Source organism: Prochlorococcus sp. MIT 1306 (assembly GCF_047304515.1).
GTDB classification, from domain to species: Bacteria; Cyanobacteriota; Cyanobacteriia; order PCC-6307; family Cyanobiaceae; genus Prochlorococcus; species Prochlorococcus marinus_D.
Genome location: NZ_CP138959.1, coordinates 915,028 through 940,659 on the forward strand (window position 1 = coordinate 915,028; position 25,632 = coordinate 940,659).

Sequence of the window (25,632 nt, forward strand, 5' to 3'; positions counted from 1 at the left end):
TTTTAAAATAATAGTCAGCCATCCCTTATTTCAATACTCAATGACTGAGAATGTTGGGTTTAATGATGTATTGATACTTTTATTCTCTAGCCTCAGATTTTTAATCTAGCTGATTTTTATGCCAGACTACAGTATAGTTTAATTGATCAGAGTGCTTTGAGTTTCGTATTAAATACTACGAGAAAATTTAGGCACTTTGTCGTAATGACGTAACAATTGCTGCGGCTGAAGTAATCAATAGCATGCGCATTATTAATACTATTAACAGTCTATTATTAATCTGTTTTGCCGGCTTTCGTGTTGGGAACCAAATGAAACTCTTCCAGCAATTGCTGGTGGCACCTGCTGCTTTGGGCCTGATGGCCCCTATGGCAGCTAATGCCGCAGACCTCGACATCAAAGGTGTGTCCGATTATTCGGCCTCCAGCGAGCAGGTCACCAGCATCTCCCAATTCCAAGATGTTTACCCAACCGATTGGGCATATCAGGCGCTGAGCAACCTGATTGAGCGCTACGGCTGTGTAGCTGGCTATCCAAGTGGTAGCTACCTCGGTAACAGAGCAATGACCCGCTTTGAAGCGGCTGCTTTGTTGAACGCTTGCCTCGATCGCATCACTGAAGTCACCGACGAACTGCGTCGTCTGCTCAACGAATTCGAGCAGGAGCTCGCCATCCTCAAGGGCCGTGTTGATGGCCTAGAAGCCCGCGTTGGTGAACTCGAAGCCACTCAGTTCTCCACCACCACCAAGCTTGTTGGTCAGACATCCTTCGTGATTGGTGCCAACAGCTTTGGTGGCTCACTTGACGACGCAAGAGATATCTATAACAAAGAGTGGGGTTCAACCAGCTTCAACTATGACCTTCAGCTTGTGCTGAACACGAGCTTTACAGGTAAGGACACACTGTCTACTACTTTGCGTGCAGGTAATTTCGGAAAGACTGTATTCGGAGGAGATGGTCCCACAAACCTCTCCACCTTGGAAGTTGCGTCTGAGGCAGAAGCTGGTGCCGATGTCGTCTATATCGACAAGATTTTCTACCAACTCCCGATTGGTGAGAGCTTCACCGCAACTCTTGGTGCAATCGTTGGCCAGGAAGACATGCTTGCAATTTGGCCAACGGCCTATGCAAGTGATGGATCTTCAACGGTTTTGGATGTTGTCACATTACCTGGTGCATCAGTAGGTGCTTTCAACAAAAACATGGGTCAGGGTGCTGGTATTTGGTGTGAGAACAACGGTTGGGCAATCAGTGCCAATTATGTCGCTGCTAATGGACGTAACGGTGAACCCAATTCCAATGATGATCCTTGTGGTGGCATAGCTAATGATTGTTCAGCTGCTACAGGAACTGCTCAAATCGGATATACCGATGAGCAGTGGGGTGTCGCTGCGACCTATAGCTATCTTCAAAATAATGATCTTGTCCTTTACTCCAGCATGTATGTAGCTGATAGCTACGGATTCACTTCTGGAACCGATAGCTATACAAATGCCTTCGCATTGTCTGCATACTGGATGCCTCAAGAGAATGGTTGGATCCCTTCAGTCAGCATTGGCTGGGGCATCAATTCAACCAGCTTTGACGATGACGATCATGTTTATGAGGGAGAAGTTTCTCAGTCGCAGTCATGGATGGTTGGTCTCGAATGGAATGATCTGTTTGTTGAAGGTAACGCTGGTGGTTTCGCGATTGGCCAGGCACCATTCGCAACCAGACTCAAAGATGGAGACACACCTCATGATGGGAACTATGTTTCCGAGCTGTGGTATAAGTTCCAGGCGACTGACAACATTGTTGTTACCCCAGGCCTCTTCTATCTGAGCCGTCCTGCCTCAGGGCTTATGGATACTGATGAAACACTAAACCAGTTTGGTGGTGTATTGAGAACGACATTTAGCTTCTAGATCGTTAAGCTTTGACTTCCATCAACAGGTTTATATTTCAAAGTTGTTCTAGAAGAAAATCTAGAGCATTTTTTTTAGACTCCTTCATATGTCAATTGTTGATTGTAAAATGCGTTTGCAATTTTTATATGATGTACTATTTGTTTAATCCATATAGATATTACACATTTCATAGTAATAGAACCTATCGAATTTCATCTCTAAAAAAGTATCTTGCTTATCGCTTTCAGACTCTAGAAGGCCTGATTGAGCTCAATACAATCTGCTGATCTCTGAATAAAGATACATGAATCAGGCAAGTCTGATTCATGTATCTTTATTGTGGAGATGAAATATCTTCTCTCTTCATCGATTAATACCAGACTATTAATCGATCGATGATATGTGAAAAAAAGAGTGGATGAGTTGTTTGCAATTGTGATCTCTTGTTAAATAGAGATATCTTGTAAGCATCATTAATTTAACGCAGGTATCTCTTGCTTAAGCTGAATTGCCCATGACATCAGTCGATCATCCGTCATGTCTGATTCGCTGTCTTCATCGAGGGGTAGACCACAGAACTTGTCCCCTATTAAACTCTTTGAATCTTCAAATGTATAACCATCTTTTGAGACATATCCCACCATTGTAGCGCCTGCATCTTTGAAGCACTGATGAAGTTCTTCAATAGCATCACAGAAGTTTTCGGTATAAGTTGATGAGTCTCCGAGCCCATAGATAGCTACCTGTTTACCAGTTAGGCTTAGCTTGGAGATGTCTTCGAGCATTGAATCCCAAGCTGTACCCGATCGTTCACTATCTGCACCTGTGTTCCATGTTGGAATACCGCAGATAATCGCATCTAAATCGTTTAGCTGGCTTAAGTCCTGTAGATCAGCTAAATCCTGAGGTGTATTAGTGCCATTGAGGAGAGGATGAAGCCGATCAGCGATATCCTCAGTTTTACCTGTTGTTGTTGAAAAGTAGATGCCGACAGCCATGGATTTAATAAAAGCAAACCAGTCTTAATGCAGCAAGGCATATTTATGTCGTCCATTATTAACTCAATGCCGTGCTTATTTATACAACATATTGGTTGTTCTAGATGGTTCTAAGATTTGCCTTTTCAAGGAAGCTCTGCCGCATTCAACTTAGATTGAAGAAAATGTTGTTTTTTTCTGGAAATTTAGGGTGAGAATAGACAATGATTTGTTCAATCTTGTCTCTTTAAGAAACTGACTCATTAGTCAGGCTTGTTAATTGAATGAGGCTCTGGCTAGATGAGCCCTTAAAGAACTGCAGGATTTGAATCAAATTAGTGATTTATGTTCCTTCAAACCCATATTCTATATGCCTTCAGCATGATATTGTGTCTTCTGCAGTATATGTTGTTACACCTTTCTATTTACTCTTAAATTAATGATCATCTTGTTTATATTACAAGCCTCTGCTGACAGTTTTTATTCACTATCGCTTGGTTTATTTAATTTCTAATGATTTAAACTCAATAAAGCTTGAATTGACCTTATTCGATTCATGTCTCATGGTTAAAGAAGTCAGGATTATCATTGGTTGTGGGGATTATTGTTAAAGGATTCTTTTGAGCTTTGCTCTATAGGCAGCAATCTTTATACCTTTGTGCTTTAACTCAGCTGGTGGCTTATCCGTTGAGGCGTTCCATCCAAAATCCGGCTAACTGCCAGCTGGTCCAAAGAAATATACCTAGGAATGCCCAGTTCATCCATACAGGGCGTTCTGGGTTGTCCATCCTCGTACTCATGATTAATTCAAATCATGGCAGCATTCCCTCATTATTCAATCTGGATGAAGGAATTGATGCACTCTCTGGATTTGACAATTTCTCCTTAGAGTGATTTCAATAAAGCCTTTTTGCTTTTCTTTCCATTGCAGGCCTGTTAACCAGTCATGATGGAGGATCCGATGATGCCTTATGGCAGATGCTCCCTATCTAATCGCCTTGGCCTTGCTTGAGCAAAATGGTAAGCGTGCACTACCACTTTCAGGTAAATCCCAGTCTCTTCCACCGAGCAATGCGGACATTGGTGGTCAACAGGCGCGTCTTGCCATGCCATCAGATGATGGCATGGCCCTTGCGTTGGAATTATTGCTGCGCATATGGCAACGTACAGATGACGGCCCCTTGAACCGAGCTGTTGGAGCAAACAGCTTCCTACTTGTAGAACTGCCAATAGAGCGTTTGCCGGAGGATCTACCCGCAATCAAGGCTGCCTGGATCCAAAGCGGGGATTTCTCGAGCTTCCTTCTGGATTTGAAAAAAATAGCCGATAGAGGTTGGACCCTAGAGTTTGCCAAGTATCAGCCAGTTAGCTTCAAGGCTTGGTAATGGATCGGCTAAGCAAATATATTCTGGGATTATTTATGATTACGATTTTAGACTTTATCAATATCACCTCTGTTTTTCTTGGGCAATGTATTGATGTTGATCTACTTAGTAAGATGGATTCTTATACTTAAGCTAGCATCCCTATAGAAGCTTTTATTCGATTGCGAATGGTCGATCATAGATGCTAGATGACAAAATTATTTCTGCTGTGAATCCAATTAATTATTGATTGACTACTATCTTTCTAGTATATATTAACTGCTTAGATCGTTTGGCCTTCATGATCTTCCAATAGAAGTTGCTTTCAGAACCCCGATATTGAGCGAAAACTACTACTGATCCTATATCTTATTTTCCCAGTGAACTTTACTCGGGCTACTCGGTCATTTTTGATCAAATTCTTTATTATCTCACTTTGTAGGTCTAAGATCATTCATGCTCATCATGCTGCTGATTAAATCCTCAAGCCAGCCGCTGAATTATCCTGCCATAAGAACCTAATATTTTTTTATGATTGAAATGCTGTGCGGAATGCTTTCGGTCTATGAACTTATTGCTTTTCAAGATTCTAAAATAAATCGAACTTGCCTGCTGTTAATGTGATTGGTTAACACAAGGTATTGTTTTTCAGCCACTCGTTTTCTTATTGCTTTATTTGCATTTATTTGTTTATTGATCTCGTTTCAGCAGCCAACCCTTATCAATCAGGCTGTTGATAGAGCTGTAGCGTTTAAACTCAACAATATCAGTGCAACAAATTCATTTTCTATTCAAATGACTCCCCTCTTTGTTGTTCAACATTTAGAACGTGAAACTCCTGGTTTGTTTGAAGACCTTGCACAACAACATGGGATGGCAGTCCATGTAATCCGTGTGGACCTAGGGGAACCTTTGCCTTCTTTGGTCAAAGGAGATGGTTTGCTGGTCCTAGGAGGACCGATGGGCGTAGCGGATCTGTACAAACCAGCCTTCCCATGGTTAGAGGATGAGGTTCTTTTAATTCAACAAGCCTTGGAGCATCAGATCCCTTTTGTTGGTGTCTGTCTTGGTGCACAGTTACTTGCACACGCTGCTGGTGGAGGCGTTGAACCGCTGTTGGGCGGCGATCCAACGCGCCCCCTTGCGGAAGTCGGGTGGGCACCAATTACATCAACGCTCGAGGCGGCAAATCAGTCACTGATAACGTCTTTAAAGCAGCCACTTGATGTTTTGCATTGGCATGGCGACAGGATAATTCTGCCTGAAACTGCCAACGTTCTTGCCAGCAGTGCTCGCTGTCGTGAGCAATTGTTTAGAATTGGACCATTGGCATATGGCCTCCAGTTTCATCTAGAGGTCGAGGATGAAGATGTTTTTCGTTGGATTGCTGAAGACAATGATTTTATCTGTGCAGCCCTTGGCGATAACGCCGCTCATATTTTGCGTGACCAGCAGCGATTGTATAGCAGTAGTAGTAGACCTAGACGGCTAAAATTGCTTACAGATTTATTTCGCGAGCTTTGGCCATCATATTTTTAGATTATTAGATATTCTTTGATCTATTGCGACGGAAGCTTGATCTGCTTATGGTTTAATTGAACAATTAAAACTTAACAAATTAGTCTCTAGCTTTTCAATGTATTTAACGATTATATCCTTTGTAGGCTTAAGATAGAGCCTTTGTTGCGCCAATCATTGTTTTCTCGCAAGTATTAGTCTGTTTCAATACTTTTAACTTTGACAACTTGATTCATGCCTAGCTGTATTTCTTTAAAATAAAGAAACCTCCGTAAAAGTTTTAAGAAGCATTCTCATTGTTTTGTTCGTGCCCCATTCTATTGTTAGTAATGTGTATTTTGCCTATTGATTATGTTTCGTTTATGCCTATTGCAGGGCAGTAAGGCTTTTGCTATGCCTTGATGATTAGGTCTTTATGACATTGTTTTTTTCTCTCTCAGCATGAATTCCATGGAATTTCTTGTTGACAGCCTAATTCGGATTCGTTAAATGAATCACAATTGATTCATTGCATGATTTTTTTAGTTTTAAATCATTATGGTATGTCGTCAATATATTTATTTGATTAGTATTTGTCTTGGATCTCTGCTTCTCCTGTATTGTTACTTAATCAAGTTCTCAATACCTTTTAGGCGCTGCTTGCCTAGCCATCCTCAACAGATCAGTTGCCCCAAATGTGTTTAACCCGCTTAGCGATTTCATCCACCTCTATGCAAAGGCGCAGCTTGCTGATAAACGTGGCATATTAGAAGGACACTCCAAGCGTTAGCCAGATCCCAACACAATCCTACGATCCACCAATCCCACCAGAGAACAGGCCTCTAAACAGGACTGATTTTGTCATTGAGCCCTACTTGCAACGCAGTGACCCTTGGGCTTGTTGGCAGTTGTTCTCCACTCTTGTTCCGATTGCAGGATTATGGCTGATGGTGTCATTGATTGGGCATGCATCCTCTCCAGTTGGCCTGAAGGCTGTTCAATTATTCATTGTTCTTGTCCTGTTGGTTTTGCTGTCGTCTCGTTGCTTTGCTTTAATGCACGATTGCGGACACGGTTCTCTTTTTAACTCCCGATGGCTCAACCGCTCAGCCGGTTTTTTTCTTGGAGTGCTGAATGCGATACCTCAGCACCCTTGGTCACGAGGTCATGCATATCATCATAAGCACAATGGAAATTGGCAGCTTTATCGAGGCCCTTCAGCTTTACTAACTCTTGCTCAGTATCAATCTCTATCTAAAATCAACAAGATTATATATTTTATAAGTCGGCATCCATTGATGTTATTTCCTGGTGGTTTCTTTTACCTCATAATTAAGCCTCGATTGGCCTTAATCCTGGGATTAACAGAATATTGTTGGTCTAAGTGCCATCAATTTGCTGTAGGTCTTCGAGATGAGGGCTGGAACAGCATCAATAGTTTTCGGTCTCAATTACTAAAGCATCAGTCAAGTTATTGGTATACCTCTGGAGAATTAGCTGATCTTCTGGCAAATAACCTCTGCGTACTAGCAAGTTGGTTATTAATGAGTCGATGGCTTGGAGTCGGTCTGTTTTGGACTTGTTACTCGTTGGTGATGACAGCTTCGGCAGCAATCTTTATTTGCATCTTTTTTGTTCAACATAATTTCGAGGGTTCCTATGCTCATGGTAATGACGACTGGAGCTACTTTACTGCAGCAATTGAAGGGAGTAGCAATTTAGATATTCCATTATGGCTTAATTGGTTTTTTGCAGATATTTCGTTCCACAGTATTCATCATCTTTGCGAGCGGATTCCTAATTATAGATTGAAGGCATGCCATACACATAATAAAGCACTTCTGCATGGCGCAAAGAAATTACGCATTACTGAGATACCAGATTGTTTTGCTTATATTCTTTGGGACTCAGACTCCAATAAGTTAGTCACACTTGCAGAGGCAAATCTACAATCTGTTTGACTAGCCTATCTTAAACGTAGATATACTATTTGCTTTCACCACAATCAACATAGAAACTGTTTTGAAATCTAATAATCTGCTGTTACGGTAACTAAAACGGAGAGGGTGGGATTCGAACCCACGATGCCCTTGCGGACATGCTGGTTTTCAAGACCAGAGCCATCAACCACTCGACCACCTCTCCCTGAACTGACTCTATCAAGTCAGCTTTGATATTTTAAACCATGACATTGAATGGATGATGGCCAACCCCCTGTTTCAATAAGCCTCTAGAGTCTTGTGTCTACCGCGGCAAAAGTGATTCACTGGTCATGGCAATCAAATCTTTTCCATTATCTGTGAACTCGTCTGCGATGGAACTATTCGCTTCACTAAACAATTCGTCATTTCAGAACTTTTCATTCAGGCAGCCCCAATCGTCCCCTCTCTGTGAAGTGAGTTTCTCGATGTCTCAACAGTATGTTTCTTTGCACAAATCTCGCTAAACCATCAACATCAATATATTAACCTCATTGTTTTATCATTCGCTGTTCTCAATTCTTGTAAGACCGTCTCGGATATTTTGACTGTCCAATGTTTCAATGCTGCAAAACAGGCTTTTGGTGTTTGGATTCCAAAGATCAATTATATTTGCCCAAGCATTACTTGTGAAGTTACACATGCCTAGTAAACCTCGAGATCGGCTGGGAGAAGTTTATGGACGCCTAACTGTTGTTCGTGCATCAGATCGACGAACCGCAGCAGGCAATTCCTATTGGTGGTGCCGTTGTAGCTGTGGCAATGAACGTGAAGTTCCGAGTGACTCTTTATCTCATCGTTTGAGAAAGAAAAAAAATATTACCGAATGCATTGAATGTTCTCGCGAAATCACAACCGAGGCTGTTTGTGATAAGAATGATCGTGAGGAGAACTTAAGAAGAAAGCAGGCGCTAATTAATCGAGAGAATCTTGTCGGTAAGGTTCCAGATCAATGGCTAAAACTTCCCTTAACTGATGCTCATGCCAGGGAAATCGGAGTAAAGAAATTTTTCAGAGGCACTTATTGTCTGAATGGTCACCTTTCTCCTTATCGAATCAATGGTGGTTGCTTAGCTTGTAATAGAGCTGAATAGGATTCCTCTTAACCAACAATTCCATGCACTCTGATTAGTACTGCTTACCAAGCACCCATAACATTCATTCCCGTAGCCCATATCCCCATGCCTACCAGGCAGGCGCTAATGGCTCCCATACCAACGCAGCCAATGCTCACTAAACCCATGGATACAACCCCAATACTCACAAGGCCCATCGGCACGATGCCGATTGCAATGATTCCACGCGGAGCAATCCCAATAGCAAAAATCTTTGCAAAACCAGCAAACTGTTCTTCTTGTTTAGATTGATTTGGTCCATCAGTAATTTGAGGCTTCATGCTTGAATGGCTGTTCGTTAATAGTGATACCCTAAAGCTACTTGCCTATCTCTAGCCATCGCAAACATGAATCAATTAATTGGATAGGAGGATGGTTATTGTATTTGTGCAGCGATTGAGACCATTTCAGTTTTTAAACGTGCTCTTATGGTTTGTTCGAAGCATATGATTGATAGGTTTTCTTGCCTATATATCACTGATAAAAATTCAGAATGAATTCTATGCTTCTTGGAGTCTCTGCTTCATTCTTCTTGTCAAACTCCTATTGAAGAGTTGTTAACTATTGATGTGTTAGTCTGTCTATCATTCTTCACGTTCATGAGCATCTTGTTTACGTGTATCTAAGACAGCATTGTTAGGCTTTTACACTCACCATCCGAAGCTTATTTTCGCGGTCTTCAAGTAGTGTCTTTAGCCACTTGGCGGCAATCGCACGAGAGATGGTGCGATTATGAAGAAATTCGCAAATCACCAGATATAAGGGGCCTGTATTGGATTCAATGTTGAATTGAGCATCGTATGCAAGTAACTGCTCGTCTGTTTGACAAGCCCTAAGTTTGTCGACTATTGCCTCTCGTGTGCTTTTACTCATCGCATTGACCTGGATCTTGGCAGTGTTCATTGGCTTAAGGAGGTGTAGACCGAACTTGCCTCACTCCATAAATAGCCACCTATCGCTTTTGGTTGCAATGGTCTTTACCAATCAATTGATGTGGTTTCGTAAGAATTCGATGCTCCTTGCCATGAGATCCGCCCTCGAGAACCATCCAGGACGGATTCCATCAGCGTTTGAGTCAGCTCCCAGGTTTGGCCAGTGGAAGTAGGCATTTGTCTGAGTCACATCCAGCTGGCCCCGCCTCCATCAGTTCACCTTGGTCATAGGAGTGAAGAGCCTCGAAGAAGTTGCTCCTCACCCTCCGATTAACCACCTCTGCTTGCAGGCGTTCGAATGTGTTTGCATTGATCGGTTCAAATGGCAAGCGAGGGAAGGTGGCATTGTTGGCATCGAAGCGAGCAAGCAGTGCCGCAGAGATGTAGCCCTCACTGTTGTCAATGGCCTGATGCAACGCTTCTCCCAGACTCTCTATCTCATCCTCACGCAGTTCAATCGTCGCTGAAGTGTTGTGGGCCGTGTAATGGCTTTGCACTTGCATGTAGAAATCAAATTGAGCCAGTGCTGAGAAGTTATTGATATTGACAGCATCGGCACCAGGAAGATTGGCCCAGCTGACTTCTGTAGGGATTTCAACCAACCATTCGCTGCAGCGTGGATCAAATGGATCATCCAGCAATCGACCCTGCTCATCTTTATCAGATTGAGACGGCACAACGGTGTATCCGTAGTCCATACATGCCATCGCCACTGGATCATTCTTTCGGAAGGTAATCCGACGAATGAAACGCTGGGCTTTAGGAGGATGCCATCCCGGTGCTGCTCCTGTAAGCAGACTTTTCGTTCCGGCTGGTTGAACTGTGGTGCAACGGCTAGGGCGACGCAACTCGTGGCGATCGCAGTAGTCCCATACCGTTTCGTTGACTATTTCTTTCCAACGGATCAAAAAGGATGCTTCCTTTTGCTTGAAATGGCGACCTTCATCTGTGTCAGGTCGCCCGTTTTCCCACCATCTGAGCCAGGAAGTGCCGAATGCATGTACGAAGAAGTCAAATAAACCAGTAAAGCTCACACCCACAATTGGATCCCAGGCACGGCTTTGGCGATATCTGGGGACTTCAAAGCGATGGTTTAGCAGGCAGGCAACCGATAGAGCAGCAGCTTTGAAAGCATCAGCTTGACCGTCTTCATCGCAAGGGTCGATTTGGTTGAGATGGATCTCGGCCAAATTGCAGTGAAAGTCGGCTCCAAGAATTTCCCCGCATGGGTTTAGGCCATAGCGGCCTAGTCGATGCTTTAATTCGCTGTCATCGATCGGACCGTGGTTGGTCTGTAACCAGCGACCTGCTTCGTCTCTTCCTTGATCGCAGTAGATCCCAATGAATTCCTGGCGTAATTCTTGTGTGGTCAGCAGGTCTGCATTGGAGCGAGCAATGGCTTCTGGTGCGAATTGAATGGCGCCCTCTCCAGAATGGAATTGTTTTCTTACGGCCTCAACCACAATCGATCGGCTCGGTCTGTTGTGGTAAACCCTGGTGTGATTGGCCATGCGTAGCGCATCTTTTTCGGGATCGATGCGCCAATTACCGTCGGCATCTTGTTGCCAGAGATTTTCTTTGGCATCTGCAGCTGCAAGATCTTCCGCCGAGAACTGACGCATGCCAGCACTGCGGCGAATGTTGCCTGCAACGATCGTTACTGCGGCTTCGTCGATTAGGAGGCAACACTCCACTGATGTGAGGCGACGGCCGACTGCTTTACCAAGCAGTCGAGCGACACGGGTATAAAGATCCTTCAGCTTCACTGGATTGGCCATTCCACCAAAGCCCTTGAGGGTCTCGCCTACTGGCCTTACGTCTGAAAGGTCAATACTCACATTGATGGTTCGTCCAGCGAAGCGTTCATCGCTGCATAGTTCGAGTAATAACTGATAGCTGTCAACCCAGCCACGACGTGTGTCTCCAACCTTGATCAAGACGTTGTCGTTTTCAATTCTGTGCGTTGTTTGCTCTTGTCTTTGATGTGCTGCTGTTAGGCCAATATCTGTTACATCATTGATTTTGATGGGGTTGCGAACCAACGGAAGCTGATCAATCAAGTGAGGTTCAATGACAGCACCAGTTCCGCAGCCCATCATCGCAAGGTCCATCATTAGACCAAAGGCTTCCCAGTCCACCAGGTTGGTGGATGTGCAGTTGTAGGCACCTGAGAAATTCTCTGTTTTTTCGATCCAATCCGTTCCACCGATCCATAGCCAGCGCCCAGAGGGGAGAGCCTTTTTCTCGGCTTGCATGCGCGACATCAGCGCTACCTCCTCAGCTCTAAGTTTGCCGAGTTGCTGAAGTCCTTGGAGGTTGCGTGTGCTCACTTCGTTCCAACTTTCTCGTCCCGACGAGGTGCGGCGGCTATAAGTGCGATAAAAAACCGGGTTAGCAGCTGGAGCCGTGGCAGGGAAATCACCACGTTGTCCGCTGGCTTCTAAGGCTGTCATTGCTATTTCAGGTCTGCTCGAAGTCAGGGTCATAGGTTGGCTTATGCCGATAAGTAAGGGAACGCTACCGCCACTCATGGTGTCTGCAAGCTTTAGTAACACCATCGACAGTGCCTGGTTGAGACTAGTGAGAAATCAGATTGAGATCTTGTGAAGCGTTTGCCTGAGCCGGAGTTGATGGATGATCCGCTTCAGGCCAAGGCCTATGCCGAAGCAGATTTCTCCTGTGGTGATGAGGCATTGATCAAACGCTTGCAGGAGTATCTGATCAGCCTGTGCAAGATTCCTTCTCCAGGCAGCATGATCGTTGATCTTGGTTGTGGACCTGGAAATATTTGCGAGCGTCTCCAGTGCCTCTGGCCTGATGTGATGGTGCTTGGCATTGATGGTGCTCAAGCGATGCTTGATCACGCTTTGCAACGGCAAAAAGCGATGGCCGCTGAACTTAAGGGACTGACCTATCGCTGTTCCAATCTTTCATCACTAGTGAACCAATGCGTCGATTTGAAATGTTCGGCTGCTCTCGTTATTAGTAATAGCTTGCTTCACCACCTTCATGACCCCAATCTTTTATGGCAGGTCACTAAGTATTTAGCAGCCCCAGGCGCGTTTGTTTTTCATCGCGATCTGCGTCGACCCTTATCGACTAAACAGGCTATTGCGCTTCAACAAAAACATATGCAGGAAGCACCTTCTATTTTGATTCGTGATTATTTGGCGTCTCTGCACGCAGCCTTCACCTTGGAAGAGGTGCAGTCACAGCTTGGCCATGCAGGGCTAGATCATTTGCATGTGATCGAAGTTGAGGACAGGTATCTCGACGTATTTGGCACGATCTAAATGCATAGAGTCAGTTTGACGTATGAGGCCTTCTCGCCCGTTCTCACAAGTGAGGGCGCAAGTCTTTTCCCATTGAATTGAGTTTTCGCTGAAGAAAGTATTGAGATCAACGTTGGTGTTGGCGCCATGGCCATCAGGTAGGGGTCAGTACTAGAAATCGATGATCATGGTTGCCTTGATGGATCAGGATTGATTGTGAACGCTTAAGCACTTTGCCCGAACAGCATTTCTCACTGAGATGAGTTGAGATTGAAAAACTGATCACAATCAATCATTGACAGAGGCTGAAATATCAGCCTTGCACCTGCCAAGAAGTGAATTCCTTGTCTTATGAATCTTAGACGCAGTCAAAGGCTTGATCATTTATCGCACCTTTAATATGCACTTGCACCCGCCAGATCTTCGTCACCGCTTGACCTCTCTTCCCGATTCCACGAGCCCGCCGATTGATTCGGCCTCTTCAATCGATATAGATCAAGTCCTTGAGGCCTCGTTGGCCGAGGCCATTAGCCGTCGCCGAAATTTCGCGATCATTTCCCATCCGGATGCGGGGAAGACCACCCTTACAGAAAAATTGTTGCTTTACGGAGGTGCGATCCAGCAAGCAGGGGCTGTTAAAGCCCGTGGTGAGCAGCGCAAGGTGACCTCTGATTGGATGGAGTTGGAGAAGCAGCGGGGTATCTCGATCACCTCCACCGTGCTGCAGTTTGATTATGCAGATACCACAATTAACCTTCTTGATACCCCCGGACACCAGGATTTCTCCGAAGACACTTATCGCACCCTGGCGGCTGCAGATAATGCGGTGATGTTGGAGGATGCAGCTAAGGGTTTAGAACCTCAGACAAGAAAATTGTTTGAGGTATGTCGCATGAGAAATATCCCAATCTTTACTTTCATAAACAAGATGGATCGTGCAGGGCGGGATCCTCTGTTGCTGTTGGATGAGATTGAAGCAGAGTTGGAACTAATACCTTGGGCCGTGAATTGGCCTATTGGTAGTGGGGAGTTGTTTCGTGGTGTTATTGATCGTCGAACTAGAAATGTCGTTCTTTTTACACGAGCGGAAAGGGGCCGCCAAGCCAGTGAACGACACCTTCATCTTGACGATCCGGAATTACCAAGCCTTGTCGAGCAGGAGCTTTTGGACCAAGCTTTGGAAGAGCTAGAGCTCTTGGAGGCAGCAGGTGCAGAGCTTGATCTGGAATTAGTCCATGCAGGCGAGTTGACACCAGTGTTTTTTGGTTCAGCAATGACCAATTTTGGGGTGAGGCCTTTCCTTGATGCCTTTCTTGAGATGGCGCAGCGTCCGGTAGCTCGTTCTACAAGTGAGGGCCCTGTTGATCCTTTGCGATCGTCCTTCAGTGGCTTTGTGTTCAAATTACAGGCAAATATGGATCCTCGTCATCGCGATCGTGTCGCCTTTGTAAGGGTCTGCAGCGGACGTTTTGAAAAGGACATGACGGTGCGCTTAGCACGAACCGGCAAATCCGTACGCCTATCTCGCCCACAGAAGTTATTTGGCCAAGAACGTTCGGTCGTTGATGATGCCTATCCAGGTGATGTTATCGGTCTAAATAATCCTGGTATGTTTGCGATTGGTGATACTCTGTATACAGGCTCTAGAGTTGAATATGAGGGTATACCATGCTTTAGTCCTGAGATATTTAGCTGGTTACGTAACCCGAATCCTTCAGCATTTAAAAATTTTCGTAAAGGAGTCAATGAGTTGAGAGAGGAAGGTGCTGTACAAATCCTCTACGACACTGATCAGAGCAAGAGGGATCCGATTCTTGCTGCAGTAGGTCAGTTGCAGCTTGACGTTGTTCAACATCGTTTAGAAAACGAATATGGCGTTCAAACCCGCCTAGAACCTATGGGATTCCAGGTGGCACGGTGGGTCAGTGATGGTTGGCCTGCTCTAGATGAGATGGGTCGAATATTTAATTGCAAGACCGTTCAGGATGCCTGGCAGCGTCCTGTTCTCTTGTTCAAGAACGAGTGGAACCTTAACCAGCTTCTTGATGATCACCCTGCGTTGGAACTTAGTGCTGTTGCGCCTGTGGTTAGTGGTGTAGAGCCGATCAGCCTCTGAGCGTTGGGCTTAATTCTGCTTCCCTGACGAAAAGAACTCGCGATTCACTGCTCTAGTTAGCCAGAATCGTTAAAGAATGTTTTCAGTGGTAGTGGACAACCAATGGCTGATACGCCCCTGTGTTGATGGTGGCACTGAGTACGTTTGCTTTCGTGCTGGAAGCTGCAATGATCAACCTGAAAGGGTTGAAATGCTTGTTGGCTTCCACCTTCCACCACAGATGCCGTTGCTCAAGAGTAGACAGTGGATGGGACAGCAAGAGGCTTTGGTTTGTTGCAAACAGCTCCAGAACAGCCATGGCTATCGCTATGGTTCGCCCCTCTTTTGAGCTGGTCTCGATACGCTCAGAGCAGTTCTCTTAGAACCATGGCCTCGGGCATCGGCTCCAGTTCGAATCCAGGGTCGCAGGATCCTTACTCCATCCTTGGTCTTGAACCAGGAGCCAGCTTTGAATCTGTGCAAAAAGCAAAGGAAAAGCGGCTTTTAGAGGTAGGCGATGACCTTCAAGCCAGGGCAAGGGTTGAAGCGTCTTATGACGCTGTGCTCATGTCCAGTCTCAAGGAACGTCAGCTTGGCAAAGTGAGCAATGCTGCAGTCAATGCCTCTCAGCGAGAGGAGGTGCAGGTCGAGACAGCTGCTCGCAGTGGTGGAAGCAATGCACTGCTTACACGCCTACGCAATATCAATTCTTCAACTGCTAACACCAAACCAGGAGAATTCTGGCCGAATCTCTCTCTACCTGAAGGACAGGGCCTCACGGTTCGATTGGTCTTGGGAGGACTTGCCTTATTGCTTGTGATCGTTGCTCCTGTTGGAAGTACGGAGCTTATCCTTTCTGTATCAACAATTGCTCTGTTTCTGAGTCAGATCAGACGAGGTCGTCGCCCACTTGCATCATTGGGCTGGAGTGTTCTGTTACTTGCTAGCGGCTTGATCCTTGGGGGACTCCTCCTGCAAGCCATGACAGCTTTGCCAAGCGTTACCCTGCCGATTACAGGAGACCAGCTTGAAGCGCTGCCAACAGTGTTGTTGCTTTGGGCTGGTGCACTCCTTTTGGATTGATTAGATAAGACCCATGCAAATAATGGCTTACTTTCACCATCTAATCAACTGACAAAAAGGACTTGTTTCACTTTTGCCAAGCAATTAAATATTTTTTTGATTGTTATTCAATTCTATATTGCTAGCATTCCTGGAGAATACTTTATGAGTTCATCAGCAAAAAGACTTAGTTTTGCAATATTTTTCGGCGCTTAAGGCTCCTTGGAAATAATGTTTTTAACTTCATTAACTACCTATTGATTGAAAGCTCAGGAAGATATTTATAGATCGCTGACCCAATTCGCTTTTAAAGCGTTGCTCATGAATGATTGGCCAGTGTGAATTGCTTCTCTGTGACTTTCGATTACGAAGGCAGCTAGTTATCTAAGTTGATTGAGAACTATTGAGGCTCCTTATGAAGCTGACCTGAATCGAGCCGATACGCTGCACTTGACAAACCCTCAAAGAGTTCTGGCTCATGAGTGGCCACGATTAACAACTGATCTCGAGCAAGCTTGGAAAGCAGTTCCAATACATCATCACGTACTGACCAATCAAGCCCGGCGGTCGGTTCATCAAGCAGCAAAATGGTTGGCTTGCGAAGCAACTGAACAGCAAGGGCAAGCCGTCTTTGTTGCCCTCCACTGAGACGTTCCGGTGCTTGCTTCATGTTGATCTGAGCCAGTCCAACCTTTTGTAGCGCTTGTGTTTGATCCCCACTGGTGAGTCGGCGATGCCCTAAGCGCAGCTCCTGGGCAACAGTTAATCCAAGAAAGTGCCGCTCTGGGAATTGAAATACGACCCCACACATCCAGCGTCGTTGACGCTGATTTAAGGGCTTGTGTTCCCAGTAAATGGCGCCTTGTTGAGCACTTGCAAGTCCACTGATCACCTCTAGCAGACTGGTTTTGCCACTTCCACTAGCGCCAGCTATTACAACGGGTTGGCTCGCATGAGCAATGAGATCAACTCCCTGCAGCACAGGTTCTTCTGATGTTGAAGGACGGTATTGAATGTCTTTTAGCTCCAGCATGAGCACCTCACTTCTCTGGTCACAGCAGCCAATGATCCTCCAATTTGATTGATGAATGCTTGCTTATGCAGACGGATCTGTCGAATGCCGCGATGATGCAGCCATCGTCGAGCTTTCATGGACGTTCGTTTCCGCGAGGTTGATCCATTCAACTGTTGGCTATGGCTTCACTTTGCCGATGTACCAAGCCAGGGTGAGCAAAATTACGTCGATGGCATCTTTGATAGTTGGTACGTGATTGGCCGTTTGGGTGGATTTAATGCTGAGAACCTACAAGTCCATGAGGAAGGTGCGGATCTCAGCTGGATCACTTACGACAATGAAGACGCCAGATCCGTGATCCCTGCGCTGATGCACAACATGGGCCAGTTGGAATATCAAGGCTGCTGGGCACGTTGTTGGGTTGATCTTGGTACAAGTGATGCTGTTGCACTTGATGTCCTGATCAACGCTCTCCAGCAAATTGACTCCGATGTGGTGCAGTTGGATGAAGTGCTGATTGGTGGTGTCAATGAAGACTGGCCTGTTGAGCCCCATCCCGACAGCATCTTCCCTTTGGAGGCCTAAGCAGTCTCTTGGCTGAGCTCAGGCGCCTTTTGGTTGAATCGCAGCGGTTTGAGGCAATCACTGCTTCTGACCATTTGTTATCTCTCAAGCAAGACGAAGTCCATTACCTGCGCAGAGTGCTTCGCCTTCGCAATGGGCAAGCGGTTGCGGTTGTTGATGGTGTTGGCCATTTCTGGGAGGCCCATCTACAAGCAGGTGATTTTTTAAAACTTGACACGTCACCTTCGTCTCCTTGTCTACAACAACCTCGCCATCGTCAACAACTCTGTTTGGCTGTTGTTATCCCAAAGCGTGGCTTTGAGGAGGTTCTGAGGATGAGTTGTGAACTTGGCGTAAACCGTATCCAGCCTCTACGTTCTGATAGGTGTACTCCTCAGGCGGAGGATCGACCATTGCGATGGAAGGTGATCCTTAGGGAAGCAGTTGAGCAATCTGAGCAGCTTTGGCAGCCAGAACTTTTGCCAATAGCAGAAGCTTCATCCTTGTGGAAAAGTGCACCAGTTCATGCAGTTTTTGCTTTGGCCACCACTCGTCGGCAGGGACTGATTGATCTCCAACTTTTGATGGAAGGATTGACCCCAGAAATCAATCAAGTCACAGTTGCGATTGGTCCTGAGGGTGGTTGGAGCCCAATTGAAGAGTGTGCCGCTGAGGCCGCTGGTTGGGTGCCTGTGGCGTTGGGGGATTCAATCCTGCGTACTTGCACAGCTGCTGTGGCAGCAGCTCAAACAATGGTGTCAAGTCGACGGATCAGCTTGGCAAGAGACCAGTCAAGATCTGATTGAATGCCTGCAGGTTTTTTTGATCTTCGCGGTTGCGTATTTGCTCACGAATGTCAGCGTTTATAGGCGTCTGTTTCAAGCAAACCTTGATTTCATAGTTGCTTCCTTTGACTCGAGGGCTCGGACTTCTTCAGTGGTTTTCTGCAGAGGCTTTTGAGGTGATAATTTTCTCAATGCTGAGATTGAGAAGATCAAAACCGTAGGCTGTTTTTTCTGCTTGATGCTCTGGTCTGCCAGACAGCGTCAAGCAATAGCCCGCGCTTGCTGTCTCTTGTCCAATCTGGCCAAAGGCAGTGCTATCAAAGTTGATGCTTTTTTCTAATCCGACTCTGGCTCAATGGCTCTGGGCTTTTGCTCTCAATGCTCTATTGATTGCGCTGGCCCAGAGGCTGCCATTACTCACTTCCGCCGGATGGATTCATGCCGGGGCACTAGGCACCATCCTCTGGGGATGTCTTGGCTGGCGTGGTTGGCTTGCGGTTGTGATCTATCTCGTCCTGGGATCGATGGTCACCCGTCTTGGCATGGCCCAGAAGAAGCTCGCTGGACTTGCTGAGGGACGTGGTGGCAGGCGTGGGCCTGAAAATGTCTGGGGATCTGCAGCCACTGGTGCTGTAGTGGCAATCCTGATCAAATTGGGCCTTGGTTCCCAGTCTTTGCTGATGATCGGTTTCGCAGCAAGTTTTGCTGCGAAGCTTGCTGACACTTTCGGCAGTGAGATAGGCAAACGTTGGGGCCGAACCACTGTGCTCATCACCACGCTGCGTTCTGTACCTGCTGGTACGGATGGCGCCATCAGTCTCGAGGGCACTCTCGCAAGTGCCCTTGGCAGTCTTTTGATGACCTTCGTGATGGTCTCCCTCTCACTGTTGTCTTTTGGTTCCCAGGCGATCTTGGTTGCTTTGATTGGCTTATTGGCCACTCTTATGGAGAGCCTTTTAGGCGCAATTGCTCAGAACAGAATTAGTTGGCTGAGTAATGAACTTGTCAATGGCTTACAGACAAGCTTTGCTGCTGTTTTTGCCATCGCAATCGCCGCTTGGCTTGGATTGGCTGCTTGATGAGCTAATCAGATTTGTTTGTGGACCAAAGTTGAAGTTGTTTAATTAAACCTCGCAAAACCCTTCGCAGCATGTTCTCCTTCATCTTTTCGCGCTTTGCTAACTGTCTCAAGCTGATGTCATCGATGTAATGGGCGTAAAGCAAGTGTTGCTGGTGGGGTGTTAGACGCTCAATAGCCTTTTTTAGCCATTGTTGTTGCAGATCCGGTTCTTTCTGCTTTGATGATTTAAGCAATTCTAATAATGAAACTCTCTTCTCAGAATGATTGCCTGCTGTTGAAGTCTCTTTGGCATCAAGAGATACAAGGTTTGTTTGCCATACTGCTTCGGCAGCTTGATGCCAGCGGTCTGAACTTACATTTAATTGTGCAGCTAGCTGCTCTTCAGTGAGCGGGTTTAACCCATCATTCTGCTGCATCTGCTGGAGTCTCATGCCGCGGGTATATAGGTCTCTCAGTCGCCAGGGCACTCTCACGATCTGGCTTCTGTCTCTGCGGAAATGAAGGATCTGGCCGTTGGCACGGGCCATTGCATAGCTACTTACTTTAAATCCACGATTGGCATCGAATTTCTCCATCGCCATGATTAATCCCAGTCTTGCTTCTTGAATGAGATCATCCAGTTCCTCTCCGCCACGGGTGGCCTGGCGAGTTGCTGCAAGGTGTGCCAATCCAAGGTGTTCAATTACAGCCTGATTGCGTTTTTGTATCGATTCGGGCAATGAGAAAGAACGCTTATACCTAGAGCACTTTGTTCTCTTTCTCAGCAAGGTTTTGTAAGAAGTTTGTGCCATGACTTGACTTTCTATTGACATTCTTAACTTTCTGCTTTTCTGCAACGCTGGTAAACCATCTAAAGGATGAACATCGGATTCCTTAGGGGTGATTTCAGCCAACCGTAGGAGTGAAGTTTGTTAGTGGTTCGAGCTGTGCCCACTCCAGCAGCGATGTCCATGCCATCACCCGATGGTGGATCCAGTCATGTCCCTCTGAGTTGAGATGGATACCATCGGGTTCGATCCAGCTGAGCCAGGCAGGTTCATTGAGCATGGCGTTGTGCAACGGCAGAAATGGCACATCAACCTCAAGACAGGCTTCCTCAAGCTGGGCTTCATAAACGGCCCCCGATTGGTTTGAATACCAGAGGCATTGCGCAAATGGCATTACAGCTTCATCGACAGGAGTGAGGCCCATCACCATCACCTTGGTGAGGTGTTTCATCTCTGTCAGCATTTGCTGCAGGCCAAAGCGAAAGGCCTCTGCTGTGAGTTGGGGCCGGCCATCGGGGCGTCCAATACGTGCTGTGTCATTGAGGCCCACCGCCAGTAGAACTGCATCAGGAACCTGACGACGGAGTTCGCCTCGACTTTGCCATTCCTGTTGCCAGCGTTTGGCAACACTTTCCAGCCCATCACCACGAATTCCAAGCTGGTAGACCACTGGGGCATCAGGGAGGCTCATCCATTGGCATCGCAGACGTTCACACCATCCGCCCCCCTCTCGATCTCCCCATCCATAAACACCACTGTCACCAATGACAACGAGTCTCTTGTATGTATTGGCCATCACATCGACAAGTGGAACCTGATCAGCTTTGTAGGTCTACAAGCATAGGTAGCTTTTTAGTTGAACCAGTCCAGTGATATCGCAAGCGATCAGTGATCGATTCTCCGATCAAGGTCAGAGCTGTGAACACCGCGATTAGAACACAGACCTGCGCCCAGTTGAACGAACCAAGAGATTCGATCAACTGCCAACCCAGTCCAGTGCCTCCAACCATGCCAACTACCACGGTTTCACGCAAAATCACGTCCGTTCTGTAAGCGGCATAGGCTAAATAGCTACGGCTTTGGCCGCTAAAGCATCCATAGAGCCAAGCCGATCGTGCTCCGGCGCCAGTCGCGCTTAGGGCTTTCAAATTGTTGTCGCTTTGTTGGTCAAGTCCTTCTTTTAAGAGGCGACCCATCACTCCAATGTTGTGGGCTCCAAGTGCAAGAGCAGCAACAGCCACACTCGGTTTGCTGAAGAGCAGCAAAAATAGAACAGTAAGAGGGGTTGGCATCAGTCTTAGCAGTCCCCAGATGATTCTTTGTATTGCTATTCCCAGTCGGCTTGGCCAAAGCATCATTGCTACTGGCGGTGTTCCGATAGCTATTCCTGCTGCTAACACTGTTAGCAACATCGTGCTGCTGATTAATTGGATCCATGGGAGAGCATGAATAGCATTTATTAGCTCATCAACAGTTGGTAATGGAAGGGGACTCCAGTGAAGAGGTTCTCCTAGATCAATATCAACTGCATTGAGCCAGGGAATACTTAGTGCGCAAAGAATCAATAAGACAATCAACATTGTAGTAATTTGCCAAATTCCATTTTTCGATAATTTGAAATATCCACGTATCAAACCTAATATCTGCTCAAGACTAAACATTACTGCTGCCAGTAACCATAAAGCTGTCCATACGTCCTGGAATTGAAGAGATTGAAGTGCCAGTTGAAGGTCAGTCCCAATACCACCTAATCCAAAAACACCCAACACGGTTGCACCCCTTAATGCACATTCAAGTCGATATCCGACATAACTCAATAAGACAGGCCCCATCGCAGGGCCAAGAGCTGTAATCAATGCGGAGGAGGAGCCCGCCCCAGCCTGTTTTAAGCCCCTTAAGGCTCGACGATCCTGGGTTTCAAGTTGATCGCTTACGACTCGAGCAACAAGTGAGGTGTAAGGAATGACGATTGCAACAATTGCTACCCAAGGGCTTAGTCCAACCATTTGAAGTAACAACAAACCCCAGAGCAGTTCGTGAATAGCGCGCGGGATTGCCAAAAGTCTGCGAATCAAAATCGCTGGCCAGCTTTTACCTAAAAAGGTCTCCCATACCACCCTGGCGCTGGCTATGCCAAGACAAATTCCAAATATTGAACTGATTGACCAGCTAAGAAGAGCTGTGGCCAAAGTGATCTGTATCCCTCTAAATGCACTTTGAACGACCTCTGCTTGAATAGATGGATGAACGGCAGCGCAAAGAAACTCCCATAGGAGAGTGACTCCACCATTGTGGAAACTTATGAGTATAGAAATAAGTACAGGCAATAAAGCCAGTGCTGGCAAAAGGCTCAGGATTGGAGGAGTTGGACTGAGGCGACTCATGCAGATCCGTAGATCAAGGCTAAGGCTTCTTCATCAAGACATTCAGCAGTTTGATCAAAGACAACTCTCCCAGACTTAAGTGCGATTACCCTGTCAAAGTGCCGACAAAAGGAAGGTTGATGCAGGCTCATCAAAAGGGTTCTTTCTTCGCCCATATCACTCGTCATCGTGTTGTCCAAGAAAAGATGGAGGATTTCCTCTGCAAGAATTGGATCGAGGCTGAATAAAGGTTCGTCAGCGAGAATGAGTTCTGGTTTTTGACGTAAGAGGCGTGCTATTGCCACTCGCTGCCGCTGTCCCCCCGAGAGTTCGCTTACCATTGCAGAAAGGATACTCGTTGAAAGACCTACTTTTTCAAGACATTCACTGCAGGCATTTAATTCGATTGGCTTGAGTAAATTAGCTAGAGCCCATAGTAAATTTCTGTTGGCTAACGCACCACTGTTAATGTTTTGTGCAACGTTGAGCTCTTCTACAAGACGAAGATCTTGCCATAGAGTTCCTATTTTTTGTCGTTGACGTTGCCCTAAGTTTGAGGTTGAATAATTTTGCCAAAGCACCTTACCTGAATCAGGAATAAGAGTACCATTGGCAACCGCTAATAAGCTACTTTTTCCTGATCCGTTGCTACCTACAAGTGCAACACGCTCTCCAGAGGAAATGCTAAGGTTAATATCATTAAGCCGATTCCCTCTACTGCTTTGAACAAATACGCCCCTTATTTCAAGCAATCTTCTCACTGAATCTTTCCTAGTTGTCGACCTATCTTCTCGATTGTTATGTATTGAGTTTTGTCTGCATCTACAAAACTATTTGCCCCAAAAAGTTCAAGTATTTTTTCTTGAGATTTTGAATCTTTCTTTAACCCAGTCAGAGTTGACTTTAGATTGTCAGTGAAACCATCGCCAAATTTTTCATCGAGATTTGGTTGTGCTAGCCAGTGATAGTCGGCATATGGGGGCGTCCTCCAAATCACTTTAACTTTAGCTGGATCGATGCGGCCATTTCTCTGAGCCGCTTTCCATACGCTTTCATTCAGGGCACCAGCGTCAAATGAACCACTTTGCACCAAAGCAATTGTTGCATCATGACTGCCACTGAAACCTGGCTTGCCTCCGGAAAAATCAGTCATTTGCACACCTGCTTGTTGAAGGAAATGCTGAGGCATTAATCTTCCAGAGGTGGAACTTTCTGAGCCAAAGGTGAAGCGCTTCCCATTAAGTTGTTGAAGTCCAGACTGGTTTTTTAATGGCTTAATTCCGCTCTTTGTATTGGCTATAAATACACTTGTAAATTTGGCATCAATATCTCTTTGAGCGATAACTTCTGCTCCTGGCTTCTGCAACCTAGCTTGTACACCTGTTAGGCCTCCAAACCAAACAAGATCAAGGCTGTCGGTGCGGAAGGCACTGACTGCGGCTGGATAGTTCGTCACTGCTTTGTAGCGAACGGGCACGTTTAATTCTTTGCTCAGTTCAGACGAGAGTAGACCGTATAAACGGTTCAATCGCTCAGGATTCTGATCGGGAATTGCCCCAATACGAAGTGTCTTCTCAGTTTGATTGCTGCAGCTCAGTAAACCAAAGAAGCAGATCAATGCAGTGAGGACCAACACCCGGTCTGCTCTTGAAGGCATGTTGTCTTTGTTGTGTTGTGTGTTTAGCTCTGTTTTAGAGCTTTGCGGAGACGTTCTAGTCCATCGCAAATCGTTTGATGGGACACAGCACAAGTGAGGCGTATGCAATTGTCGTCTCCGAATGCGGCACCTGGAACCATGGCAAGCCCATAGTTTTCAAGAGCTTGCTGACAGAAACTTACTGAGTCGAGGCTTCCTTCAGGTAGTTTTGGGAAGGCATAAAACGCACCTTTTGGAGAGATCAGGCTGATCCCTTCAAGGCCAAGCAAGCCAGAGGCGAGGAGTTCGCGTCGGGTGTTGTAGCTATTAACCATCTTCTTCACACACTCCCTTGAGCCTTGCAGCGCGGCCAAGGCTCCACGCTGAGCGAAACTGCAGACATTGCTCGTGCTCTGGCTTTGGAGGGCAGTGGCCGCTTTCACTGCATCAGCGGGGCCGGCTAGATAACCCAACCGCCAACCAGTCATTGCCCAGCCCTTGGCAAAGCCGTTAACGATGAAGGTTCTGTCTGAAAGATCTGGTGCTATAGCAGAGAAGCTGTGATGTTGTTGCCCGTCTTCAAGAATGAACTCGTAGATCTCATCACTCATGACAAGGATCTGGGGATAATTTCTTAGCAGATCAGCCAAAGCTTCCAGCTCCTTGCGTGCCATCACACGACCGGTTGGGTTGCCCGGAGAATTAAGTAATAAAAGACGGGTTTTTGAGCCGATGGAAGCTTCTAGGTTGTTGAGATCTAGACAGAAACCGTTTTCTGGAGTGGAGGGAAGTGTTGTCACCTTTGCACCGGCTAAGCGGGCCATTTCTGGATAACTCAGCCAATAAGGAGCAGGGATTAAAACCTCATCGCCTGGATTGAGGATCACCTGAAACAAGTTAAAGATTGCTTGCTTGCCTCCATTGGTCACCAAAACTTGCTCTGCATTGGTTGGCACAGTGTTTTCTTTGCTGAGCTTGGTGGCTATTGCCTCACGCAGTTCAGGGTCTCCAGCGGCAGGGCCATAACGGGTGATGCCGTCACGGAGTGCCTTCACCGTGGCATCAATGATGAATTCAGGGGTATTGAAATCCGGCTCACCAGCACTCATGCTGCAAATGTCGCGGCCTTCTTTCTGAAGAGCCTTTGCTCGAGCACTGATTGCCAGTGTGAGTGAGGGCTGGAGGGCAACGACTCGGTCGGAAAGATGAGGCGGGAGTGGCATTGGTGCCGCATCCCCT

General features: G+C 46.2%; 23 protein-coding genes and 1 tRNA gene. 11 read left to right on the forward strand and 13 right to left on the reverse strand.

The window, feature by feature from the left end:
* The first annotated feature begins 311 nt into the window (after window positions 1–311).
* The gene (locus tag SIB74_RS04770; RefSeq protein ID WP_063395953.1) at window positions 312–1,907 is read left to right on the forward strand and encodes an iron uptake porin; all 1,596 of its coding nucleotides are present in this window, start codon (window positions 312–314) and stop codon (window positions 1,905–1,907) included.
* Window positions 1,908–2,362: 455 nt separating this feature from the next.
* On the opposite strand, the gene fldA is transcribed toward SIB74_RS04770, so the two are convergent.
* On the reverse strand, window positions 2,363–2,887 hold the full coding sequence (gene fldA, locus SIB74_RS04775; RefSeq protein WP_063395952.1) for a flavodoxin FldA: 525 nt from the start codon (window positions 2,885–2,887) through the stop codon (window positions 2,363–2,365).
* 950 nt (window positions 2,888–3,837) lie between these two features.
* On the opposite strand from fldA, the gene SIB74_RS04780 reads away from it, so the two are divergent.
* From SIB74_RS04780 to SIB74_RS04790, 3 genes are all read left to right on the forward strand, one after another.
* Window positions 3,838–4,251, forward strand: a complete 414-nt coding sequence (locus SIB74_RS04780) for a hypothetical protein (RefSeq protein ID WP_063395951.1) — start codon at window positions 3,838–3,840, stop codon at window positions 4,249–4,251.
* A 774-nt stretch (window positions 4,252–5,025) separates the two neighbouring features.
* Complete coding sequence (locus tag SIB74_RS04785; RefSeq protein WP_063395950.1) at window positions 5,026–5,769, forward strand: type 1 glutamine amidotransferase; 744 nt, start codon at window positions 5,026–5,028, stop codon at window positions 5,767–5,769.
* 833 nt (window positions 5,770–6,602) lie between these two features.
* Entirely contained in the window at window positions 6,603–7,688 is a 1,086-nt protein-coding gene (locus SIB74_RS04790) for a fatty acid desaturase (protein WP_063395949.1), read from the forward strand.
* Window positions 7,689–7,785: 97 nt separating this feature from the next.
* On the opposite strand, the gene SIB74_RS04795 is transcribed toward SIB74_RS04790, so the two are convergent.
* Window positions 7,786–7,872, reverse strand: a tRNA-Ser gene (locus SIB74_RS04795).
* Between the two features lie 475 nt (window positions 7,873–8,347).
* On the opposite strand from SIB74_RS04795, the gene SIB74_RS04800 reads away from it, so the two are divergent.
* Window positions 8,348–8,800 carry a hypothetical protein gene (locus SIB74_RS04800; RefSeq protein ID WP_011826057.1) on the forward strand — a complete coding sequence of 151 codons (453 nt, stop codon included), beginning with the start codon at window positions 8,348–8,350 and terminating at the stop codon, window positions 8,798–8,800.
* A gap of 44 nt (window positions 8,801–8,844) precedes the next feature.
* Here SIB74_RS04800 and SIB74_RS04805 read toward each other — a convergent pair whose 3' ends face one another.
* From SIB74_RS04805 to nrdJ, 3 genes are all read right to left on the reverse strand, one after another.
* On the reverse strand, window positions 8,845–9,102 hold the full coding sequence (locus SIB74_RS04805) for a hypothetical protein (RefSeq protein WP_063395948.1): 258 nt from the start codon (window positions 9,100–9,102) through the stop codon (window positions 8,845–8,847).
* A gap of 355 nt (window positions 9,103–9,457) precedes the next feature.
* Window positions 9,458–9,724 carry a hypothetical protein gene (locus tag SIB74_RS04810; RefSeq protein ID WP_063395947.1) on the reverse strand — a complete coding sequence of 89 codons (267 nt, stop codon included), beginning with the start codon at window positions 9,722–9,724 and terminating at the stop codon, window positions 9,458–9,460.
* A 172-nt stretch (window positions 9,725–9,896) separates the two neighbouring features.
* Window positions 9,897–12,239 carry a ribonucleoside-triphosphate reductase, adenosylcobalamin-dependent gene (nrdJ, locus tag SIB74_RS04815; protein ID WP_197463290.1) on the reverse strand — a complete coding sequence of 781 codons (2,343 nt, stop codon included), beginning with the start codon at window positions 12,237–12,239 and terminating at the stop codon, window positions 9,897–9,899.
* 126 nt (window positions 12,240–12,365) lie between these two features.
* Here nrdJ and SIB74_RS04820 point away from each other — a divergent pair, with 126 nt between their 5' ends.
* Both SIB74_RS04820 and SIB74_RS04825 read left to right on the forward strand, forming a co-directional pair.
* Entirely contained in the window at window positions 12,366–13,046 is a 681-nt protein-coding gene (locus SIB74_RS04820) for a class I SAM-dependent methyltransferase (RefSeq protein WP_063396032.1), read from the forward strand.
* Window positions 13,047–13,458: 412 nt separating this feature from the next.
* Window positions 13,459–15,141, forward strand: coding sequence for a peptide chain release factor 3 (locus SIB74_RS04825; RefSeq protein WP_369818023.1), 1,683 nt, complete (start codon window positions 13,459–13,461; stop codon window positions 15,139–15,141).
* 82 nt (window positions 15,142–15,223) lie between these two features.
* Here SIB74_RS04825 and SIB74_RS04830 read toward each other — a convergent pair whose 3' ends face one another.
* A complete protein-coding gene (locus SIB74_RS04830) occupies window positions 15,224–15,439 on the reverse strand; it encodes a hypothetical protein (RefSeq protein ID WP_063395945.1) in 216 nt (71 codons plus the stop codon).
* Between the two features lie 68 nt (window positions 15,440–15,507).
* Between SIB74_RS04830 and SIB74_RS04835 the strand changes: the two genes are divergently transcribed.
* A complete protein-coding gene (locus SIB74_RS04835) occupies window positions 15,508–16,203 on the forward strand; it encodes a CPP1-like family protein (protein WP_063395944.1) in 696 nt (231 codons plus the stop codon).
* 379 nt (window positions 16,204–16,582) lie between these two features.
* On the opposite strand, the gene SIB74_RS04840 is transcribed toward SIB74_RS04835, so the two are convergent.
* Window positions 16,583–17,215, reverse strand: coding sequence for an ABC transporter ATP-binding protein (locus tag SIB74_RS04840; protein WP_063395943.1), 633 nt, complete (start codon window positions 17,213–17,215; stop codon window positions 16,583–16,585).
* A 117-nt stretch (window positions 17,216–17,332) separates the two neighbouring features.
* Here SIB74_RS04840 and SIB74_RS04845 point away from each other — a divergent pair, with 117 nt between their 5' ends.
* The 3 genes from SIB74_RS04845 (at window position 17,333) to SIB74_RS04855 (ending at window position 19,625) form a co-directional block, all read left to right on the forward strand.
* On the forward strand, window positions 17,333–17,782 hold the full coding sequence (locus tag SIB74_RS04845; protein ID WP_063395942.1) for a DUF3531 family protein: 450 nt from the start codon (window positions 17,333–17,335) through the stop codon (window positions 17,780–17,782).
* Window positions 17,783–17,790: 8 nt separating this feature from the next.
* The gene (locus tag SIB74_RS04850) at window positions 17,791–18,567 is read left to right on the forward strand and encodes a 16S rRNA (uracil(1498)-N(3))-methyltransferase (RefSeq protein WP_063395941.1); all 777 of its coding nucleotides are present in this window, start codon (window positions 17,791–17,793) and stop codon (window positions 18,565–18,567) included.
* A gap of 305 nt (window positions 18,568–18,872) precedes the next feature.
* Window positions 18,873–19,625 (forward strand): DUF92 domain-containing protein, encoded by a 753-nt coding sequence (locus SIB74_RS04855; protein WP_063395940.1) that lies wholly within the window; start codon window positions 18,873–18,875, stop codon window positions 19,623–19,625.
* Between the two features lie 4 nt (window positions 19,626–19,629).
* On the opposite strand, the gene SIB74_RS04860 is transcribed toward SIB74_RS04855, so the two are convergent.
* The 6 genes from SIB74_RS04860 to SIB74_RS04885 all read right to left on the reverse strand — a co-directional run bounded on the left by SIB74_RS04860 (window position 19,630) and on the right by SIB74_RS04885 (window position 25,616).
* Window positions 19,630–20,346 (reverse strand): sigma-70 family RNA polymerase sigma factor, encoded by a 717-nt coding sequence (locus SIB74_RS04860; protein WP_231906073.1) that lies wholly within the window; start codon window positions 20,344–20,346, stop codon window positions 19,630–19,632.
* Window positions 20,347–20,512: 166 nt separating this feature from the next.
* Window positions 20,513–21,190, reverse strand: coding sequence for a GDSL-type esterase/lipase family protein (locus SIB74_RS04865; RefSeq protein ID WP_063395939.1), 678 nt, complete (start codon window positions 21,188–21,190; stop codon window positions 20,513–20,515).
* Window positions 21,191–21,212: 22 nt separating this feature from the next.
* The gene (locus SIB74_RS04870; RefSeq protein ID WP_063395938.1) at window positions 21,213–22,778 is read right to left on the reverse strand and encodes a hypothetical protein; all 1,566 of its coding nucleotides are present in this window, start codon (window positions 22,776–22,778) and stop codon (window positions 21,213–21,215) included.
* Entirely contained in the window at window positions 22,775–23,518 is a 744-nt protein-coding gene (locus tag SIB74_RS04875) for an ATP-binding cassette domain-containing protein (RefSeq protein ID WP_063395937.1), read from the reverse strand. Before SIB74_RS04875 ends, SIB74_RS04870 begins: the two co-directional genes overlap by 4 nt.
* Window positions 23,515–24,414, reverse strand: coding sequence for a putative selenate ABC transporter substrate-binding protein (locus tag SIB74_RS04880; RefSeq protein WP_063395936.1), 900 nt, complete (start codon window positions 24,412–24,414; stop codon window positions 23,515–23,517). Before SIB74_RS04880 ends, SIB74_RS04875 begins: the two co-directional genes overlap by 4 nt.
* A 23-nt stretch (window positions 24,415–24,437) precedes the next feature.
* On the reverse strand, window positions 24,438–25,616 hold the full coding sequence (locus tag SIB74_RS04885) for a pyridoxal phosphate-dependent aminotransferase (protein ID WP_063396029.1): 1,179 nt from the start codon (window positions 25,614–25,616) through the stop codon (window positions 24,438–24,440).
* Between the last annotated feature and the right edge of the window lie 16 nt (window positions 25,617–25,632).

Excerpts from the sequence above, each read along its gene's own strand:
- SIB74_RS04870 (WP_063395938.1), bottom strand. The coding sequence starts at position 22,778 with ATGAGTCGCCTCAGTCCAACTCCTCCAATCCTGAGCCTTTTGCCAGCA.
- SIB74_RS04885 (WP_063396029.1), bottom strand. The coding sequence starts at position 25,616 with ATGCCACTCCCGCCTCATCTTTCCGACCGAGTCGTTGCCCTCCAGCCC.
- SIB74_RS04810 (WP_063395947.1), bottom strand. The coding sequence starts at position 9,724 with ATGAACACTGCCAAGATCCAGGTCAATGCGATGAGTAAAAGCACACGA.
- SIB74_RS04835 (WP_063395944.1), top strand. The coding sequence starts at position 15,508 with ATGGCCTCGGGCATCGGCTCCAGTTCGAATCCAGGGTCGCAGGATCCT.
- SIB74_RS04785 (WP_063395950.1), top strand. The coding sequence starts at position 5,026 with ATGACTCCCCTCTTTGTTGTTCAACATTTAGAACGTGAAACTCCTGGT.
- SIB74_RS04800 (WP_011826057.1), top strand. The coding sequence starts at position 8,348 with ATGCCTAGTAAACCTCGAGATCGGCTGGGAGAAGTTTATGGACGCCTA.
- SIB74_RS04770 (WP_063395953.1), top strand. The coding sequence starts at position 312 with ATGAAACTCTTCCAGCAATTGCTGGTGGCACCTGCTGCTTTGGGCCTG.
- SIB74_RS04845 (WP_063395942.1), top strand. The coding sequence starts at position 17,333 with ATGGACGTTCGTTTCCGCGAGGTTGATCCATTCAACTGTTGGCTATGG.
- nrdJ (WP_197463290.1), bottom strand. The coding sequence starts at position 12,239 with ATGACCCTGACTTCGAGCAGACCTGAAATAGCAATGACAGCCTTAGAA.
- SIB74_RS04840 (WP_063395943.1), bottom strand. The coding sequence starts at position 17,215 with ATGCTGGAGCTAAAAGACATTCAATACCGTCCTTCAACATCAGAAGAA.
- SIB74_RS04780 (WP_063395951.1), top strand. The coding sequence starts at position 3,838 with ATGGCAGATGCTCCCTATCTAATCGCCTTGGCCTTGCTTGAGCAAAAT.
- SIB74_RS04880 (WP_063395936.1), bottom strand. The coding sequence starts at position 24,414 with ATGCCTTCAAGAGCAGACCGGGTGTTGGTCCTCACTGCATTGATCTGC.
- fldA (WP_063395952.1), bottom strand. The coding sequence starts at position 2,887 with ATGGCTGTCGGCATCTACTTTTCAACAACAACAGGTAAAACTGAGGAT.
- SIB74_RS04830 (WP_063395945.1), bottom strand. The coding sequence starts at position 15,439 with ATGGCTGTTCTGGAGCTGTTTGCAACAAACCAAAGCCTCTTGCTGTCC.
- SIB74_RS04865 (WP_063395939.1), bottom strand. The coding sequence starts at position 21,190 with ATGGCCAATACATACAAGAGACTCGTTGTCATTGGTGACAGTGGTGTT.
- SIB74_RS04805 (WP_063395948.1), bottom strand. The coding sequence starts at position 9,102 with ATGAAGCCTCAAATTACTGATGGACCAAATCAATCTAAACAAGAAGAA.
- SIB74_RS04855 (WP_063395940.1), top strand. The coding sequence starts at position 18,873 with ATGCTTTTTTCTAATCCGACTCTGGCTCAATGGCTCTGGGCTTTTGCT.